The organism is Winogradskyella aquimaris, from assembly GCF_042676105.1.
Lineage (GTDB): Bacteria > Bacteroidota > Bacteroidia > Flavobacteriales > Flavobacteriaceae > Winogradskyella > Winogradskyella aquimaris.
This window is the reverse complement of record NZ_JBHTJQ010000010.1, coordinates 56,164-75,879: the sequence shown is the minus strand read 5'-3', so window position 1 is coordinate 75,879 and position 19,716 is coordinate 56,164. Positions and strand designations below refer to the sequence as shown.

Here is a 19,716-nt window from a genome sequence, read left to right as displayed (position 1 = left end):
TTGCTTTTTTTATTTTTAACAAAATTTAAAACACTAAAACCATGGCAAACGTAACACTAGGAGGTACTTTAGTAGAAACTATAGGAACTTTACCAAAAGTTGGTAGTAAAGCACCAGATTTTAAACTAACAGACACTGAATTAAAAGATAAAACTGCTGCTGATTTTAAAGGCAATCGCTTAGTCCTGAACATTTTTCCAAGTGTTGATACAGGTACTTGTGCACAATCAGTCAGAACTTTTAACGAAAAAGCAAGTCAATTAGAAAACACTAAAGTATTATGTATCTCTAAAGACTTACCTTTCGCCATGGCGCGTTTTTGCGGTGCTGAAGGTTTGGATAACGTTGTGAACTTATCTGATTACAAAACAGGTCAATTTGGCAAAGATTACGGTTTGGCTTTTGCCAACGGAGCATTTGAAACCTTACTATCTCGATGTGTTGTTGTTATTGACACCGATGGTACTGTTTTGCACACAGAACAAGTTTCTGAAATAGCAGATGAACCAAATTACGAAAGTGCCTTGAGCAGTTTATCTTAAATATTTGATGCAACAAAGTAAAGAGCCCTTTCTTATTAATAGACTCAAAAGTGTTGGCTTCGCTTTTAAAGGCATGCTTGTGCTAATTAAGACCGAAGCCAGCATTAAAATTCAACTTGTCGTTGCCTTAGTTGTCACCTTTGCTGGTTTTTATTTTAACATCTCAACAACGGAATGGATGGTTCAGCTAACAATGATTGGCTTGGTCATGAGTATTGAAGGGGTGAATACGACCGTTGAATACATAGCGGATTTTATTCATCCAGACCATCATCCGAAGATTGGACTCATCAAAGATATATCTGCAGGTGCTGTTTTTATAGCCTCAATCATAGCGGTTATTATTGCAGGCATCATTTATCTTCCCAAAATTCTCTAAATACCAAACTAAAGCTTAATAACGTTAAATGATTGGATGCTTTCCATTTTAAACACGTTTAATTAATCTAAATGAAGCTACTGTCCCTATTATTAGTTTTCCTTATGTTGTCTGTTAGTTTTCCAAACAAAACTAAAAAAGCAGCTATACCACCTTACCTTTCATTTGATATGGTAAAAGGGACTATTAGTAAAGATACGCTTAACATCACTAAAGATTTTGTGCTTGGTAAATTTGATTATAAAACTGATGCTCGTTTTATAAAAGTTGATGATAAATATGCAGGAAAGGAAATTTACCTTAACACCTTAACTTATAGAGCTTTTCTTAAGATGGCTGCCGCAGCAAAAAAAGACAATATTGATTTTAAGATTATTTCAGGTACACGGAATTTCTTTGAACAAAAGGCCATTTGGCAGCGAAAATGGAATAGGTACAATGACTTGGAACCAATCAAGCGTGCTAAAAAAATATTAGAATACAGTGCTATGCCTTCAACCTCTAGGCATCATTGGGGTACAGATATAGATTTGAATAGTTTAAATAATTCGTATTTTAACAGCGGAAAAGGGTTAAAAGCTTACCAATGGTTAAGAACACATGCCAATAGTTTTGGATTCTATCAAGTTTATACCAATAAAAATAATGGAAGAACTGGCTATAATGAAGAAAAATGGCATTGGTCTTTTGTACCTTTGGCAAGTAAATATTTAGAATTTTATAATTCGAATATAAAAACAGAAGATATTTCAGAGTTTGAAGGATCTCAACTTACTAAAGATCTTCATGTTATTGAAGATTATGTTAATGGGATTTCTGATGAGGTAAAGGCATATAAACAAGAAAAACCTTAAATATTTAGAGGTAATTACCGAAATAACATTCGGCAAAACATGGCAAAAAAGACTACTAAAAATAAAACAAAAACAAAGGCAAAAACTAAACGAACCTTAAAAACGCCTTCATTCAAATTATCCAATCAACAAAAGCTTATTTTCGGTAGCTTATTGATTATTTTAGGAGTGCTTTTATTCATTTCTTTTTTGTCCTTTATTTTCACAGGTAAAGAAGATCAGAGTGTCTTAAGTAATTTCCCCGAACGAACAGAAGCCTATAAAAACTGGGCTAGTCAGTTAGGAGCCTGGGTTAGTGAACTATTTATAAGTAAAGGATTTGGTATTCCTTCATTTATATTTTCAGGTTTAATTTTTCTATCAGGTGTTTATGTTACGCTCAATCTTAAGAAAAACAAACTTATAAAACACTGGATATGGGGAACTTTGATTGTGATCTGGCTATCTATATTCTTCGGTTTCTTTACCCATAAGTACGATATATTAGGTGGCACTATAGGATTTGAAATGAATCATTTCTTTCAAGATTATATTGGAAAGATAGGTACGTCATTTTTATTGCTTTTTGGGCTCATTGCTTATTTAGCCTTGAGATTTAAGGTTACTGGTGATACTTTTGTTAAGCTTTTTAAGAGTGCAAAAAAGGATTTTAAAAATGATATGAATCCAAATGCGGAAGATAAGTCACAAACCACTTTAGTGGACAACAGTCACAGCGAGGAAGCTGAAGCTATTAAATCTGCTTTTGAGATTACATTAGATGAACCTGAACCAACGATCAGTCAACATTCTAAACCAAAAGAGCATAAAGCATCTTTAGCCTCCGAAACTTCAACAAAAAAAGCATCTGATGACAAATCTGATATCAAAGTTGAGGTTGAAGCCGTTGAAGAAGAAAAATCCGAAACCGATAATCTGGCGGACAAACTTGTTGAAGATTTTGGGCAGTTTGATCCAACGTTAGAGTTGAGCAATTACCAATTCCCGCCTTTAGACTTGCTAAAAAAATATGATAACGAAGGGATTTCCATAGATCAAGAGGAGCTAGAAGAAAACAAAAACCGCATTGTAGAGACCCTAAACAATTACAAAATAGGTATTACCAGTATAAAGGCTACCATTGGCCCTACTGTAACCCTTTATGAAATCGTACCCGATGCAGGTATTCGGATTTCTAAAATAAAAAACCTAGAAGATGATATTGCCCTTTCGCTTTCTGCTTTGGGCATTAGAATCATAGCACCGATTCCTGGTAAAGGTACCATTGGTATTGAGGTACCCAATAAAAAATCGACCATCGTTTCGATGCGGTCGGTAATTGCATCTCAAAAATTTCAACAATCCAAAATGCAGTTACCTATTGCTTTTGGTAAAACCATTAGCAATGAAACCTTTGTTGTGGATTTAGCTAAAATGCCCCATTTACTTATGGCTGGTGCCACGGGTCAAGGTAAATCTGTTGGCTTAAATGCGGTATTGACTTCCTTATTATATAAAAAGCATCCTGCTGAAGTCAAATTTGTACTAGTGGACCCTAAAAAGGTAGAATTAACATTGTTCAACAAGATTGAACGCCATTATTTGGCAAAACTGCCAGACAGTGAAGACGCCATTATTACAGACAATACCAAGGTGATTAATACGCTTAATTCACTTTGTATCGAAATGGATAACCGTTACGAAATGCTCAAAAATGCATATTGTAGAAATATTGCCGAATACAATGCGAAATTTAAAGCTAGAAAATTAAACCCTAACGACGGCCATCAATATTTACCATACATTGTATTAGTCGTCGATGAGTTTGCCGATTTAATAATGACCGCTGGCAAAGAAGTAGAAACTCCAATCGCAAGATTAGCACAATTAGCGCGTGCTATAGGTATTCACCTCATCATAGCAACACAACGTCCTTCCGTTAATGTCATAACAGGTATTATTAAAGCCAATTTCCCTGCTCGTATTGCATTTAGAGTTACCAGTAAAATAGATTCACGAACCATTTTAGATGGCTCTGGTGCCGATCAACTTATTGGTCGTGGTGATATGTTGTACACTCAAGGTAATGACCTCATTCGTTTACAGTGTGCCTTTGTAGATACTCCAGAAGTTGAAAAGATTACTGAGTTTATTGGTTCGCAAAAAGCATATCCAGATGCACATTTACTTCCCGAATATGTCGGTGAAGAGGGTGGCACAAATCTTGATATAGATATTGCCGATAGAGATGGCCTGTTTAGAGAGGCTGCTGAAATTATTGTGACAGCACAACAGGGCTCAGCATCTTTATTACAACGAAAACTAAAATTGGGCTACAATAGAGCAGGAAGAATTATAGATCAGCTAGAAGCCGCTGGAATTGTAGGGCCTTTTGAAGGCAGTAAGGCCAGACAGGTTTTAGTCCCAGATTTAGTAGCCTTAGATCAATTACTAGAAAATGAACAACAATAAAAACATACTCTCATAAAATGAAAAAACTAATCTTTTTAGCATTAATGACATTTGGCGTTACTGGTTTCGCCCAAAATGATGCCAAAGCTGAATCGCTTTTAACGGAAGTGAGCAATAAAATAAAAGCTTACAGCAATATAAGCTTAGATTTTAAGTACGAGCTCAGTAATGTAAATGAAAACATTAACCAAGAAACCCGCGGAGATGTAGTTATCGAAGGGGAAAAATATAAACTCAACATATTAGGTGTGACCCGAATATTTGATGGAGATAGCTTGTACACAATAAGTCCAGAAGACGAAGAAGTTACAATTTCGTCTACAAATACAGATGAGGAAGCTACAATTACACCGAGTAAAATGTTATCCTTCTACGAAGATGGTTATACCTTTAAAATGGATATAATTCAAAATGTAAAGGGCAGAAAAATACAGTATGTTAAATTAACTCCAATGGACACCAATTCTGAAATAAAACACGTTTTATTAGGAATTGATGCAACTACAAAACACATTTACAATCTCATAGAAGTTGGTAAAAACGGGACAAAAACAACATTAACTGTTAATTCTTTTCAAACCGATCAACCAATCTCAAAAACCTTATTTACCTTTGACGAAAGTAAATATGCCGATTACTTTATCAATAGGATAGATTAAGGTTTTAATACATCATGTGTGAAAATATTAGATAGGTACATACTTATCACATTCTTAAGGACGTTTTTTAGCGTCTTTATTATATTCATGTTTGTCTTTGTACTTCAAGGAGTCTGGCTCTATATTTCTGAGCTAGCTGGCAAGGATCTGGATATTTCCGTTACCGCAAAATTTATTCTATACTACATGCCAAAGCTTATTCCTTTGGTGGTGCCACTGACCATATTATTGTCTTCGATTATGGTCTTTGGGAATTTTGCAGAGAACTACGAGTTTGCAGCCATGAAATCTACAGGAATTTCACTGCAACGTGCCATGCGAAGTCTAAGTGTATTCATTGTTATTCTCGGCATTGCCTGTTTCTTTTTTGCCAACAACGTTATTCCATGGGGAGAATACAACTTTTACAATCTTAGACGTAACATTGCCAAAGTTAAACCTGCACTGGCTATTGCAGAAGGCCAATTTAACGATATTGGAAATATCAATATTAAGGTGGATAAAAAAACCGGTGACAGAGGTCAATATTTAGAAAATGTCATCATTCATGATAAAAGTTCTGCCAGAGTTGGAAATTTCAAAGTCATTGTTTCAGAAAAAGGGGAGTTAAAAAGCAGTGAGAATTCCAATGTACTGCAGTTAGAGCTAATCAATGGTAACTATTATGAAGAGGTCATTAATAAGGACATTCGTAAAAATGTGAATCGACCACATGCCAAAAGCTATTTTGACAGTTATACTATTAATGTTGATTTAGAAATTTTAAATGCTGAAGATTTGGAAGAAAAGAATTTTTCAGGTCGACATAATATGCAAAATATAGAACAACTGAACTATACTATAGATAGCCTAAAGGGTCAACGCCAAGAAGATTACAAAGCATTATCGCGTACGCTTTACAACCGAACCACCTATGCAGCCTTAAATTTAAATATTAATACACAGCGGGATTCTTCTTTCACAGGAAATGTATTAGATCTTTTTCCTGCGAGTAAAAAAGTACAGATTATTAACCTCGCTCTCAATTCTGCCAATAGTACCAATCAAATTATCGACTCTAATAAGAATAACTTCGAAAGCAAAGCTATTTGGCTCAATAAGCACATTATAGCCTATCATGACAAATTTGTTTTGGCCTTTGCGTGTATCATTCTATTTTTTGTAGGTGCACCACTGGGTGCTTTGATTCGTAAAGGAGGATTGGGTTTACCAATTGTTATTGCTGTCGTTTTATTTTTAACCTATCACTTTTTCGGAATTTTTGCCAAGAATAGCGCTGAAAAAGGAAGTTTTAGCCCAATTATCGGCTCATGGTTATCAACAGCCATTATGTTACCGCTCAGTATTTATTTAACAACAAGAGCAACGAATGATAAGGGAGTTTTTCAGTTTGATGCTATTATAGTACCTCTAAAACGCTTGTTCACCCCAAAAAATAAATTGCAACTCTCCGAAAGTGAAACTAAATCCTACAATTATTATAAGAAGTACTCCGTAGAAGAATTAGTAAACGTTATCAAAGCACAAGGCGAATACGATCTAGACAAGAAACCAAAGGAAATAGCCTTACATAATTTACTGAATAGAAATATTCCTCTAGAACAACTTAAAACCGAAGGCTTGACTGTAGATGACAAACTTATAAAAGGTAGAAGTTTACTAAAGGATTACAAGGATTACTCCCTAACTAGTTTAGTAAGTTTTAGCATTGGTGGAGCATTATTAGGTTTACATTTTATAAGCAAGAACAATAAATTACCAGAAATTGCTGAGGCTTCATTAAGCCTAAGTATCATTGCGTTTATCTTTTTTGCTATTTATGTTGTTGTTGATGCCCTTGTTTATTCTAAATTCTACAAAACCATTGGTTTTAAAAACAAAAGCATCAATCCTGTAATCTTCATTCTTTCACTTCCCCTCTATCCGTTAAAGTATATGATATTTAGAAATAAGATTACATTCGACTTTTACCGTAGTTGCATTGATAACATTAAATAACCGTATCTTTGCACCTCTAATCCCTTAGTTATGAATAGTGCTATGAATACAAAGACCCAATTAAACACCATTGAAGAAGCCATTGAAGACATTCGTCAAGGGAAGGTCATTATCGTTGTGGACGATGAAAATCGTGAAAACGAAGGAGACTTTTTGGCAGCTGCCGAAAAGGTAACTCCGGAGATGATTAATTTTATGGCTAAACATGGTCGAGGTCTTATATGCACACCGCTTACGGAGCACCGTTGTGAAGAACTAGAGCTTAACATGATGGTAAGAAACAATACAGATCCTATGGAAACAGCTTTTACCGTTTCTGTAGATTTGAGGGGAAATGGTGTAAGTACAGGTATTTCTGCAAGCGACAGGGCAAAAACCATTAAAGCATTAGTGAACAAAGACACCAAACCATTTGAACTGGCTAGACCTGGTCACATTTTTCCTCTCGTAGCTAAGGAAGGTGGTGTTTTAAGACGTACAGGCCATACCGAAGCTGCTATTGATTTTGCACGTTTGGCTGGATTTGAGCCTGCCGGTGTAATTGTGGAAATCATGAATGAAGATGGTACCATGGCACGCCTTCCACAACTCATTGAAGTTGCTCGGAAATTTGATTTAAAAATTGTGTCTATTGAAGATTTGGTAGCCTACAGAATGGAGTATGACTCCTTAATAGAAAAGAAAGAAGACTTTAATATTGAAACACGTTTTGGTAAATTTAGGTTAAGGGCCTATATGCAAACTACGAATAATCAAGTTCATATAGCCCTAACGAAAGGAACATGGAGGTCTGACGAAACGGTTTTAACACGTGTTAACTCAACTCTTGTTAACAATGATATTCTTGGTACACTTACCAACAATGCAGACCAAAAGTTAGATGATATGTTCAATGCTATTAATACTGAAGGGAAAGGTGCTATCATCTTTATTAATCAGCAGGCAGAGTCAATGAATTTATTATCTCGCCTATCCATTTTGAAAGATAGTCAAGTTGAAGGACAGCTTGTTAAAGCACCGAGAATTTCAATGGATTCAAAAGATTTTGGCATCGGTGCTCAAATCCTACACGATCTAAAAATAAGTAAGCTGAACTTGCTTTCTAATAGTTTACAAACCAAGCGTGTTGGTATGATAGGTTATGGTTTGGAAATAGTAGATTATGTAAATTACTAATCCACAAGTATCCTTTTCGTTACTGTAAGATTTTCAGATTTTATTTTTAAGATATAAACACCGTTTTGAAGTTGACTTATATCCATAGTCTTCGTCTTTGTGTTTTGATCTATTACAATCTGGCCAAGCGAATTGTAAAGCTTTAAATTCTCAATATCGCTATCCGTTTTAATAGTTATCACTTCCCTTGCAGGATTTGGATAAACTATAATTTTATCTTTATTTAAATCATCAATACTAAGTGGTGAGTTCTGATAAACTCTAACATAGTCAATGACCATTTCGCTTTGGGTAAAAGAAGGATCAATAGAGCCTGCTACTCCACCCATTGCAATATTTAGCAGTAAATATTGATCTTCATCAAAAGGCCAAGTACTTGCATCTTTAACGGCAGGATTATAGATGTAAAATCCAACTCCATCAATCAAGAATGTAATTTGGTTTGGTGACCAATTCATTGAATACACATGAAAATCATTAGCTACATCATTTAAAATATAAGACTGAAAATTGACCGTCGCCCCAAAACTCGAAGGAGTATGTATGGCACTACTCACATGATTTACTGGACCTAAACCATGTTCCATAATATCAATTTCACCACAATCTGGCCAAGAGGTTGTTCCAAATCCTTGGGTTTGCCAATAGGCACCAGTCTCGTTAATGTTTTTACCAAGTGTCCAGATTGCCGGCCATGTACCGTCTCCTTCAGGTAATTTAGCTCTCACATCTACTCTACCGTATGTAAAGGCAAACTTAGAGTTTAAGCGTGCAGATGTATATTGTTTCGTTTCACCTTGGTCTGTGAAATTCTCCTTTATGGCTACAATATTCAAAAAACCACTTTCTACAAATGAATTTTCTATACGATTGGTATAATGCTGTTGTTCGCCATTAAACCAACTACCACCAGCTGGTAATTGCGTTTGATGAAACCACTTCGTATCATCTACTGCTCCATCAGAATCAAATTCATCTGACCAAACTAAATCTGTATAAACAACGTCGATTTCATTTGGGTCGCTTGCTACAGAGCCATCATTAATATCATCTATGAGGTATGTACCAGGTATTAATGCACCACCATCTATAAATAGAACTAGCCTATTGTAGACACCCATTGCATTTACAGGAGTACCAACACCGCTTAGGGTTGCATCAGAGAAATCAAAAGTTAAATCATAGGACCACCCAGAACCCGAGTTACTTTGAACGACTTCTACATCGGCCTCTGACCCATTTTCAAGTTTGAGCATAATCGTATGGGAATTGGGATCAAATTGATAAAAAGACAAAGTGATGATCTGTTGTTCGGATAAATCTATAGGACTAGACAAATCAATAAAAAACCCTTGCCATTCTTGGCTACCATCATTAAAAAACTGACCAACCGGATTATTGGCATCCGTCTGATCGACACCAAAGGAAAACTGAGACCCACCGAAAGCTGTAAATGTTTGTACAGGATTAGAAAAATCTAACGGTGTTTGCTGGGCAAAAAATTGATTGTTTCCTAAAAGGAAACAAATTGTACAAATGTAAAGCTGTTTCATAGTTTAATTTTTTTAAAGATATGAAACAGCTTTTACTTTAAGGTATCATTAACCTATACACTAGCTATACAGCCATTATTTAAAACCTAAATACTCGGCCTCAGCATCTAGAATATTCTTTACATAAGCCTTATAATCAGGATAATCTTCTGGGCTAATACGCTCTAAAGACGTTTTACATCTTATCGACACCTTTAATTTATGAGGTTCAGGGTTATCATAAGTAATACTATATGAATGCCCTTTAAAATTAAATGATTTACTTTCTGGTATCTCTACAAACGATTGTGATTTATCCAAGTCTATGATGTAATCTGTAGCATAATTGTCTACATATTCATATTGAATATAATCGATTGGAAATTTTCGTTCCTCTAGCTGAATAATTGAACTTTCATAGGGATGGGTAATAATTGGCAACTGTAATATTTTTATAGATCCGATGCTATTTAATTTTTTATTAATTGTTAGATCTGACTTGAATGATACATTAGCACCATCATCGGCTTTTGAAATATCACTTATGCTATTAAGTGTAAAATCATCTGCTATTTTACCTTTATAGTCATCTAATAATGATTTTCTTACCACCTCTGGATTCGGTTCATCAAAGACTTGATTGTAATAAGAGGTATTGTGACCTTCTACATCGGTATCAATCAACAAGTTCATTTCATTTTCTGAAATTCCCAAATCGACCACAAGTTTTATTTCAGATAGATGCCTGTTAACATCATCTAAGTGTTTAAGATCATATAAAGTGCTATTATCTTCAGAGTCAAAAGGAATTTCTAAAGCAGTGGCCCCTCTTAAACTCGTAGGTAAAGATTTGTAAGGTAAATATTTATCTGTTAGTTCTAAATATTGCTCCTTATCATCAATTAGAACTTTTACGATACAATGGTTAAAATCTGTACTAGGCAAAACTAAGTTGTTTCTACCATAGTCTGACGTTAGGATTAATACCAAATTAGATTTTAAATCTGCCATCTTTGCCAGGGTGACATATAACGTTGAAAAATCCTTACAGTCCCCTAGTTTCGTATTAATTGTTTTTGATGGTTTTTGTGGAATGAATCCACTTTGTCTAAAACTCACATAACTATAATTAAAACTTTTTGCTACATAATTATAGATAATTTTAGCGCGTTCATCTTCGGGTAAATCTTCATGACCATTAGGAAATAGTTTTTTAAATTCAGCCTTTACCACATCGTTAATCTCTATCCTGGATCTCACCAAATCAGAATACCATTTGGAAACGTCGTTCCAATTATTTATAGTGCTGAAATGCAAGTAGCCAACAGCATCTACTATATTTGGCATGTAGTCTTCTGCAAATGGCAAGGTAGTAGGATTGTTAACATCCCATTGGTAAAGTGTATATTTATCTTTCTTTCTGATGGTTGGTTTAAGGTCACCATTAACAAACTTGTAATTAAGGGTTGTCGAATTTGGCACTAAAACTTTTGCCGAAGATTTCACTATGGGATGAAAAGAATAGAACTGGTATTTATCTGAAATGTCTTTATAAAAACGTCCTGTTGTAGATCTTGTCCCTTCATAATCGATATAAACCACATCTCCGATACTTATATCGGTAAACACTAAGTTTGACCCTCTTTTATCTGCAGGCACTACATTACCATTAGGTTTTATGAGTTCGGATTTTGTGATATTATAGCGTCCTGAAAGCCCAAGATTATATTCTTTAAAGGTTTCTATACCATTATTTGAGGTTATTTCATAAACATATACATAACGATATTTAAATCCGCCTTCTTCGTAAATTTCCACATTACTATCATCTAAAAGAATATTAAATCCATAGTTATTTGTTGTTATTTTATTTCGGTTTTTTTGGACAAAAGAATACACATCTTCCATTACAAGTCCCTTAATGGCGTCTTCTTTTTTAGAAAGATCCGTAATCTTTTTTCTAAGACCAGAATCTGCACTGTTGTGATCTAAAGCTTTTCTATAATATTTAAGGGCTTCTTTATTTTTATCTAACTGCCTTAAGATATCGCCTTTATATTCCATAGCCACAAAACTATAGGGGTAATTATCGAGTAATTGGTCTACATAAGGAAGTGCCTTTTGAAAGCTTTGATATTCTATTAATTTGTCAACTATTCTTTTGATATAAGCATTATCTGTTTTTAACTGATCATAATATTTAGTAATGATATCAACACACTTATCTTTTTGATTTCTGTCTTCATAATATCCAATAAGCATATTTTCTGCCTGGATTGAAAAAGTATTATCTATTACATCTTCTAAAAGTGCTACCGACCTGTCTTGATCTTGAAAAATCTGATCATAAAGTGGAATAAAGTTAAGATTGAAATTGTTGTTACCAATAGAGTTATCATGAATGGCATCTAAAGCTTTTCGTAATTCTACTATGTTCTCTTGTCTAGCATAGTAAAAGAAATCTGCCGAAGCATGAAATAATTTTGAATCGAAAGCACCTTTAAGCTTTTCAATGTATTCTTCAAAATCGGTCATACTCATGCGCATTAAATCATTCCAATCTCCTAACTTATTGAGGATTGTTAAATAATAATCGGGATCATCTCGTTCAATATTTTCGTTCAGCTCATTAATTGAGGTAGTATCCCCTTCAAGATTATAGGTAGTGATAAGTGCTTTTCTCAAGAAAGAACTTTGAGGATATGTATCATAGTAAGGCATTAGGATAGCCCTGGCCTCATTATATTTAGAGTTTCTAATATAGGTATTGAAGAGCGCATATGCGTAAAAGAAATTATCAGGATTCTCTTTTACTTTCGTTTTAAAATAGGTCTCAAAATCATTTTCTCTAAGTTGTGGATTTAACTGCTCCAAACTAGAAGTATTATAGGTAACAGGTTGACTTGAAACTGTTATATTGTTTAGTGGGTTTTTGTTTTCGTCTAAGACGGTAACCATATAATAAGATGTTGAACCACTTTCTGCGGATTTTATAAGAAAACGGTTTGTTCCACTTGGCAAATTCACGTTTAGCTCATAACCATTTAAATCCGTATTTACATCTTTATCATTTTTAAAGATCTCTACATCATTCAAAAATACCTTAAATGCCGAACCACTTCCTATTCTTAGAATAACCCGCTGATCTTTCGGGGACGAAATAAAAGTTTGTGCAAAGTGAACACCAGACCCATACTCTACATGGTTTTCATAAAACTGATAAGCTTCCTTCTGACCAATACCTGGATACCATTTTAAAGACCCATTGCTTCTGGCATCAAATACTTTATCGTTACTTGCTTCTACCTCTGGCTCGTAAAATTTATCAATACCACTTTTATTGAGATTTTCAAAAACACCACAATACTGCCAGTCTTTAATACTTTTTATCTTGGTATTTTCTTTATAGTACGTTTCCCAATCATTAAAATGCCTGCGCTCAACGGAACGCAAATAAACTAGTGCATCTACCAAATCTATATGTGAAACCTTATCTGGTGTTATTTTGTTAATGGCATCAACAATATGGTCATTGAACCCATCTCCTAAATAATCGTCAAAAATGAAAGGGTTGCTCCAAAACGCAAATAAATAATTTTCGAAGTCGTCCTGCTTTAAAAATTTATCTATAAAATCCTTATTTCTTTCAAGTTGACCATTTTCAATTCTAGTTATTTCATTTAAGATCAGCCATTCCGTACTATTCTCTTTAGAATTATTAAGGATTTTTGCAGCTTCACTTCTGTTGTTTTTGAGCAGATTTTCCCAAAAATCAGTATAGTTATTTTGGGCATTGACGTATAGAATGGAAATAAAAAAAATAGATAGTAAAAAGAATGAATGCTTCATTAATTAGAAATATTTAAAAATTAGATTGATTGAATAATTAGATTGACTGTATAATTTCTGCCATTTTTTGCGCTCTGGCATACACCTCTTCTTCAGTCCATGATAGTTTTATTAAAGCAGAGATATTTCGAGCGATATAAGTATCAGATTGTTTAAACGTTTTTGCTTTTAGGTACTGAAGCCCTTCCTTAACATCATTGGAGATAGGATACAATGATTTTAAATCTTTAAGGTGATCCCACTTTCTTATGTAATGCCAGTTATTATCATAATAATGAAAACAAGCATCAATTCCATTGTCTTTAAGACTTTGGGATACTTTTCTTGCAAACTCCAAATCTGGTAAAAAGAAATTTAAGAAAGCATAACTTTCCTCGCCACCTTCAGGTACCGTTCTGAAAGTAACTTCAGGAATTTTGGATAACGCTTCCCTTATAATTGAATAATTTCTTTTTTGGATTTTTATAAATTCTGGTAATCGTCTTACCTGTGCAAGTCCAACCGCAGCATTTAATTCAGATATTCTAAAATTATATCCTAAAAAAGGATGCGATTCTGCACCTCTATCATTTCCAACATGATCATGACCGTGATCTGAATAATGATCTGCATTATTATAATAGTTCTTATTGTTTGTTACTACTGCTCCACCTTCGCCACAAGTTATGGTTTTTACAAAGTCAAAAGAAAAGCAGCCCACATCGGCAATACTGCCTAGTGGTTTACCTTTGTAACTTCCACCAATAGCTTGGCAGGCATCCTCTACAAATATTAGATTATGTTTGATGCAGATAGCTCTTAATGCATCCATATGCCCCATACTACCACACATCTGAACAACCATCAAAGCTTTAGTTTTTGGGGTAATTGCCTCTTCAACTGCTTTTGGATCTAGTGTTAAGGTATCGTCAATATCTACCAAGACAGGAATAGCTCCTAACATCATGATAGCTTCAAAACTAGCCACGAATGTAAATGTTGGCATTATAACCTCATCCCCTGCACCAATCCCAGCCGACGCTAGAGCTACTGAAACTGCAGAGGTACCACTAGACACCAATTGCACATAATCCGTAGTAAACGTTTTACAAAGTTCCGCTTCGAGTTCTTTAGCTTTCCAATGCCCCTTGCGCATGGCGTCAAACCCGTAACGCATTAAAACACCATTATCTAAAACATCGTTTACTTCCTTTCGCTCTAAATCACCAAATAACTCGAATCCGGGCATAAAGTTTATATTTTTATTATTTGAAACAAATATAAACTTTTGAATAGGTTTTTAAAGTGTTATTTACAATTCTATAATGGTTTCTGACAACGGTTTTCTTACTTTCTTCATACTTGCAAACATATCATCGTCTGCTCTGTAACCAACTGGAAATAATAAGACAGAAGTTAAGCCATATTTCTGCAATTCAAGCACGTTATCAATTTTTTGGGCAATAAAACCTTCCATTGGACAACCATCAATATGCTCTATGGCACAAACCGTCATTAAATTGCCTAATACTATGTAGGCTTGTCTAGTGGCCCATTCCACTTTTTTCTCATTGGTCATCTTTTGAATTGTTGATTTTAAACCTTCTCTAAAAGGATCTAAAATGTCATCTGGAGTATGCCTAACCTTTTTTACAGTGTCAAAATGATAATCAACATCTGCATCGTTGATTTCATCTTGAATACAAATCACTAATAAATGAGAGGCATCTGCCACCTGTCGTTGACCATAGGCGTGTGGTACAAGCTGTTCCCTAATAATTTTGTCTTTAACAACTACCAATTTTAAAGTCTGCAAACCATAGGAAAGTGCTGTTAGATTAAATGCTTCCTTTAATGTATTTAATTGTTCTTGAGATAATGTTTTTAAAGTATCAAACTTTTTAGTAGCGTAACGCCATTTTAAGTGCTCTATTGTGGACATTCTTTTATTTGCAAAGATACGTTATAAACAAAAAAGAGCTCCTATGAATAGGAACTCTTTTGCGGAGAAAGAGGGATTCGAACCCCCGGAGGTGTGACCCTCAACAGTTTTCAAGACTGCCGCATTCGACCACTCTGCCATTTCTCCAATTGCGGATGCAAATATAAAACCCTTTTTGATGTAGCCAAAGGTTTTTTTTGAGTTTTTTTCAAAATGTCTATACCCATTTTAAATAAAATTAGTAACATTTAATAATGCATTGTATTTTCGGCATAAAATATGTAACAATTATCGTTATAACGATTAATCATTCTTTATGAAAAAATTTGTTTTTGCTATAATAATTTTATGCGGTTATTATTCAATTGCCCAAAATAACGCGATAGCCTTTGGTGAGAAACTTGTTTTTTCTGCATCATACAATATGTCGGGATTATTAACGGATATTGCACAGGTGACCATGGAAACCAGTGAGGTTAAAACTTCCAAGAGTACGTTAATGCGATTAAAATGTACTGCTGCAACCTATAAAAAATTCGATAATTTCTTTAAGATTAGAGATTTATATGAGAGCTACGTAAATCCAAAAACACTGACGCCATACCTCTATAAAAGAGACATTAGTGAAGGTGGTTACTACAAGTTTATGCAATATAAATACAATCACAAGACCAAACTGGTGCAGAGCTTAAAACGCAAAAAAAGAAAAGACGGTAAGACATGGGACGAAAATAAAAATGTAAAAATAGGTGCTGCCACAAAAGATATTGTAAGCACATTGTATTACATAAGAAATTTAGACATTCATAAAGCTAGTCCTGGCGATCAACAAGACTTCACTATATTATTTGACAATAAAGAAACGACCATCACCTTAAAATATATTGGTAAGGAAACCATTTCTACAAATATTGGTAGTAAAGCGTGTTACAAACTAGCTATTTCCATTAAAGGCAGTGATATATTAAAAGGAAATAATTCAAATTTACTTTGGTTAACCGCCGATGAAAACAAAATACCGGTTTATGCAAAATTTAAAATTGCCATTGGCAATGGAGAATTAAAAATACAATCGGCAACTGGTTTAAAACATTAACATCATGGGAAAAAAACTAATTGTTATTTTAGGATTTACAACAGCCGTTTTAGGCGTTATTTTGGCAGTTACACCATTTTCAAATCTTGCCGTAGTACCTATCATTATTGCTTTTATTTGTGGTTTATTGATTTTTCTTATGTCAAAGAAGGACCAAAACAAACCAAAATCGATCCAATACATTTTTCTAATGACTATTATCGCTTTGGTTCTAACCATTTATAAAAGTGTTTACTACACTTCTGAAGTTGGCGACACAAAGCAATTAGAGCAACGTGATGAAGATAATCTAGAAGATTCTAAAGAATTACTTGAAGATATTGAGTTTGATGAAGATTTATAAAATTTCATACATATTGTAAGAAAATAAATCACATTTTAGTTTATTTTTGGGACAATCAATTAGTTATGAGCAAACCCAAACACAATCATCACCTATAAACCTCTATTGTTTTGGACGTTCTTATGAAAGAAAATATTAATAGATGAAAGTATTAGTTGCCTCGGTACTTATCCTTGTTGGTTCCTGTTCTACACTTAGACATAGTGAAAAAATAGACAATTTAAAAGACAGCATTTCTTACGATAACGAAAGTATCGTAAAGAAATATTTAAAAACCATTACTCCGGAAGAATTAAAAATCGTTGTTGAAGAAGTATCATCCGAAAAGTATGAAGGGCGTATGACAGGTGAAAAAGGTCATGATGAGATTTGTGATTTCATTAGGAGGTATTATGATTCGCTAGACATTAAAGCCCCTTCTTCTCACCCTGATTATTTTCAAAACGTACCTAAGGAGGTGCTACCGGACGATTTGAACCCTTCACAAAATGTCATTGCCTATATCGAAGGTTCTGAGTTTCCTGATGAATATATCTACATTACCGCTCACTCTGATCATGAAGGCATCGTTGATGGTGAAATCTACCCAGGAGCGGATGATAATGGTTCTGGAACAGCTGCTGTATTTGAAATGGCCGAAGCTTTTATAAAGGCAGCAAAGGATGGTTATGGTCCTAAACGCAGCATTGTTTTTCTACATGTTACTGGAGAAGAAGTAGGTTTACACGGGTCAAGGTATTACACCAACAACCCAGTCTTTCCATTAGAAAATACGATAAGTACTCTAAATATTGATATGATTGGCCGTGTAGATGAAAGACATAAAAATGATGAAAATTATATCTATGTTATCGGAGCTGATCGCATTAGCACAGAACTCCATTTTATTATACAAGAAGCGAATTACAATTTTGTGAATCTAAATTTAGATTATAAATATAACGAAGAGAACGACCCAAATCGTTATTATTACAGATCAGATCATTATAATTTTGCCACCAAAGGTATCCCAGTTGTTTTCTTCTTTAATGGTGAACATGAGGATTATACAAAACCAACGGATACTGCCGATAAAATCAATTACCCCTTACTTGCTAAGCGTACTAAATTAATTTTCGCTACCGCCTGGTATTTAGCCAATTCACCTGAGCGATTAAATCCTGAAATCATATAGTGTTAAAACTCAGCTAAAGAAAACAATATTCCATTATTCATAGTTTCAATTTTTATAATTTTGAGAAAATTGTATTGATAAGAAAAATTAGTATCACAAACATGAAACATTTATTAACCCTATTATTTATTTCACTATTAATTACCAATTGTGGCACCTCATCAAGTAGCAAAGCAATATCACCTACAGAGATGAATGAAGCCCTGTCGGTAGACCCCTTACAATATGCTACCACTATAACCAAGGAAGAACTTAAAGAGATGCTTTACACCTACGCTTCTGACGAATTTGAAGGCAGGGAAACCGGTGAAAAAGGACAAAAAATGGCCGTAGAGTATTTAAAATCTCAATACCAAAATATGGATATAGCATCTCCATTTGGCGGTGACAATTATTTTCAAAACGTACCTCTAGAAAAACAACGTGTAGCAGAAGCCAAAATTTCCGTGAATGGCAAAAGCTTTGAGGATTTTGAAGACCACATTGTTTTAAGAGCAAATGAAAATTCAAATCAATCTATTAAGGATCTCGTTTACGTAAGCTACGGTATCGATTCTGAAAATTACTCAAATTATAAAGATCTAGACGTTACTGGAAAATTTGTATTAGCAAAGGCGGGTGAACCCAAAAATGCTGATGGAAACTATATAACAACTGGCAGTTCGGAAAATACAAAGTGGTCAAACGGCCGTCAGTCGTTATCGAGTAAAAGAGATGCTGCCATAGAAAATGGAGCCAAAGGACTGATTCTTTTGGACGAAGAACTATTTACAAGGTATGCTCCATACTATCAAAGATTAGCCGAAAACGGAACATCTAATCGTTTATCACTTAAAAGCAATGATGCTGAGATGGTGATGTTAATGGTGAATGAAAATCTTGCAAAGGCATTACACCCTTCTATTTTAGAAGACGATAAGCCTAAGAATATTAAAACAAATTTAAGCTTAGCAATTGAGAATAAATCTGAAGCCATTTCTTCTGAAAATGTAGTGGCATATATTAAAGGATCAACCAAACCAGATGAAATTCTGGTCATATCGGCGCATCTAGACCATGAAGGTATTAAAAATGGTGAAGTTTATAATGGCGCAGATGACGATGGTTCTGGGACTATTGCTATTTTAGAAATCGCCGAAGCATTTAAGGAGGCCGAAAAAGCTGGCCATGGTCCAAAACGTTCTATTTTATTTCTTCATGTTACCGGAGAGGAAAAAGGACTTTTAGGTTCTAGGCATTACACAGACAACGATCCTATATTTCCGCTAGAAAATACAGTGGCTAATCTCAATATTGATATGATTGGCAGAATAGATCCAAAGCGTAAAGATGGTGATAGAAACTACGTTTATCTCATTGGTAGTGACAAATTGAGTACGGATTTGCATAATATCTCAGAGAAAATGAATGAAAAATACTGTAATGTAGAACTTGACTATACTTATAATGATGATAATGACCCAAATCGTTTTTACTATAGGTCCGATCATTATAATTTTGCAAAAAATAATATTCCAGTCATCTTTTATTTTAATGGCACCCATGACGATTACCATCAACCAAGTGATACGCCAGATAAAATTGAGTATGACTTATTAGAAAATAGAGCGCGTTTAGTGTTTTATACGGCTTGGGAAGTTGCCAACAGAGCGGATAGGCCAATTGTTGATAAAGCAACCGAATAGCTTATTTAAAATAAAGAAACAAAAAAAGCCTTTCATTTCTGAAAGGCTTGTCTTTTT

The 19,716-nt window shown here is 34.4% G+C and carries 15 protein-coding genes and 1 tRNA gene; 11 read left to right on the top strand and 5 right to left on the bottom strand.

The features are described from left to right. The first annotated feature begins 41 nt into the window (after window positions 1-41). From tpx to ribB, 7 genes are all read left to right on the top strand, one after another. On the top strand, window positions 42-542 hold the full coding sequence (gene tpx / locus ACFQ1K_RS08095) for a thiol peroxidase (protein ID WP_320556341.1): 501 nt from the start codon (window positions 42-44) through the stop codon (window positions 540-542). Window positions 543-549: 7 nt separating this feature from the next. Further along, window positions 550-921 carry a diacylglycerol kinase family protein gene (locus tag ACFQ1K_RS08090; protein WP_320556342.1) on the top strand — a complete coding sequence of 124 codons (372 nt, stop codon included), beginning with the start codon at window positions 550-552 and terminating at the stop codon, window positions 919-921. 71 nt (window positions 922-992) lie between these two features. Beyond that, window positions 993-1,775: a M15 family metallopeptidase gene (locus ACFQ1K_RS08085; RefSeq protein WP_320556343.1), complete on the top strand. Its 783-nt coding sequence runs from the start codon at window positions 993-995 to the stop codon at window positions 1,773-1,775. Between the two features lie 39 nt (window positions 1,776-1,814). After that, window positions 1,815-4,226, top strand: a complete 2,412-nt coding sequence (locus tag ACFQ1K_RS08080) for an FtsK/SpoIIIE family DNA translocase (protein ID WP_320556344.1) — start codon at window positions 1,815-1,817, stop codon at window positions 4,224-4,226. 17 nt (window positions 4,227-4,243) lie between these two features. After that, window positions 4,244-4,885 carry a LolA family protein gene (locus tag ACFQ1K_RS08075; RefSeq protein ID WP_320556345.1) on the top strand — a complete coding sequence of 214 codons (642 nt, stop codon included), beginning with the start codon at window positions 4,244-4,246 and terminating at the stop codon, window positions 4,883-4,885. 18 nt (window positions 4,886-4,903) lie between these two features. After that, complete coding sequence (locus ACFQ1K_RS08070) at window positions 4,904-6,883, top strand: LptF/LptG family permease (RefSeq protein ID WP_320556346.1); 1,980 nt, start codon at window positions 4,904-4,906, stop codon at window positions 6,881-6,883. Between the two features lie 42 nt (window positions 6,884-6,925). After that, complete coding sequence (gene ribB, locus ACFQ1K_RS08065; RefSeq protein ID WP_320556347.1) at window positions 6,926-8,059, top strand: 3,4-dihydroxy-2-butanone-4-phosphate synthase; 1,134 nt, start codon at window positions 6,926-6,928, stop codon at window positions 8,057-8,059. Here ribB and ACFQ1K_RS08060 read toward each other — a convergent pair. From ACFQ1K_RS08060 to ACFQ1K_RS08040, 5 genes are all read right to left on the bottom strand, one after another. Further along, window positions 8,056-9,612, bottom strand: coding sequence for a family 16 glycosylhydrolase (locus ACFQ1K_RS08060; protein ID WP_320556348.1), 1,557 nt, complete (start codon window positions 9,610-9,612; stop codon window positions 8,056-8,058). The two genes, ribB and ACFQ1K_RS08060, sit on opposite strands and share 4 nt — an antisense overlap. A gap of 75 nt (window positions 9,613-9,687) precedes the next feature. After that, entirely contained in the window at window positions 9,688-13,440 is a 3,753-nt protein-coding gene (locus ACFQ1K_RS08055; RefSeq protein ID WP_320556349.1) for a DUF3857 domain-containing protein, read from the bottom strand. Between the two features lie 37 nt (window positions 13,441-13,477). Next, a complete protein-coding gene (locus ACFQ1K_RS08050) occupies window positions 13,478-14,668 on the bottom strand; it encodes a DegT/DnrJ/EryC1/StrS family aminotransferase (RefSeq protein WP_320556350.1) in 1,191 nt (396 codons plus the stop codon). A gap of 63 nt (window positions 14,669-14,731) precedes the next feature. Continuing rightward, window positions 14,732-15,361 (bottom strand): NAD(P)H-dependent oxidoreductase, encoded by a 630-nt coding sequence (locus ACFQ1K_RS08045; protein WP_320556351.1) that lies wholly within the window; start codon window positions 15,359-15,361, stop codon window positions 14,732-14,734. A 62-nt stretch (window positions 15,362-15,423) separates the two neighbouring features. Beyond that, a tRNA-Ser gene (locus tag ACFQ1K_RS08040) sits at window positions 15,424-15,508 on the bottom strand. A 169-nt stretch (window positions 15,509-15,677) separates the two neighbouring features. Between ACFQ1K_RS08040 and ACFQ1K_RS08035 the strand changes: the two genes are divergently transcribed. The 4 genes from ACFQ1K_RS08035 to ACFQ1K_RS08020 all read left to right on the top strand — a co-directional run bounded on the left by ACFQ1K_RS08035 (window position 15,678) and on the right by ACFQ1K_RS08020 (window position 19,659). Continuing rightward, window positions 15,678-16,457 (top strand): DUF3108 domain-containing protein, encoded by a 780-nt coding sequence (locus tag ACFQ1K_RS08035; protein WP_320556352.1) that lies wholly within the window; start codon window positions 15,678-15,680, stop codon window positions 16,455-16,457. 4 nt (window positions 16,458-16,461) lie between these two features. Further along, entirely contained in the window at window positions 16,462-16,800 is a 339-nt protein-coding gene (locus tag ACFQ1K_RS08030; RefSeq protein ID WP_320556353.1) for an FUSC family protein, read from the top strand. 142 nt (window positions 16,801-16,942) lie between these two features. Next, window positions 16,943-17,974: a M28 family metallopeptidase gene (locus tag ACFQ1K_RS08025; protein WP_320556354.1), complete on the top strand. Its 1,032-nt coding sequence runs from the start codon at window positions 16,943-16,945 to the stop codon at window positions 17,972-17,974. Window positions 17,975-18,075: 101 nt separating this feature from the next. Beyond that, window positions 18,076-19,659: a M28 family metallopeptidase gene (locus tag ACFQ1K_RS08020; RefSeq protein ID WP_320556355.1), complete on the top strand. Its 1,584-nt coding sequence runs from the start codon at window positions 18,076-18,078 to the stop codon at window positions 19,657-19,659. The last annotated feature ends 57 nt before the right edge of the window (window positions 19,660-19,716 follow it).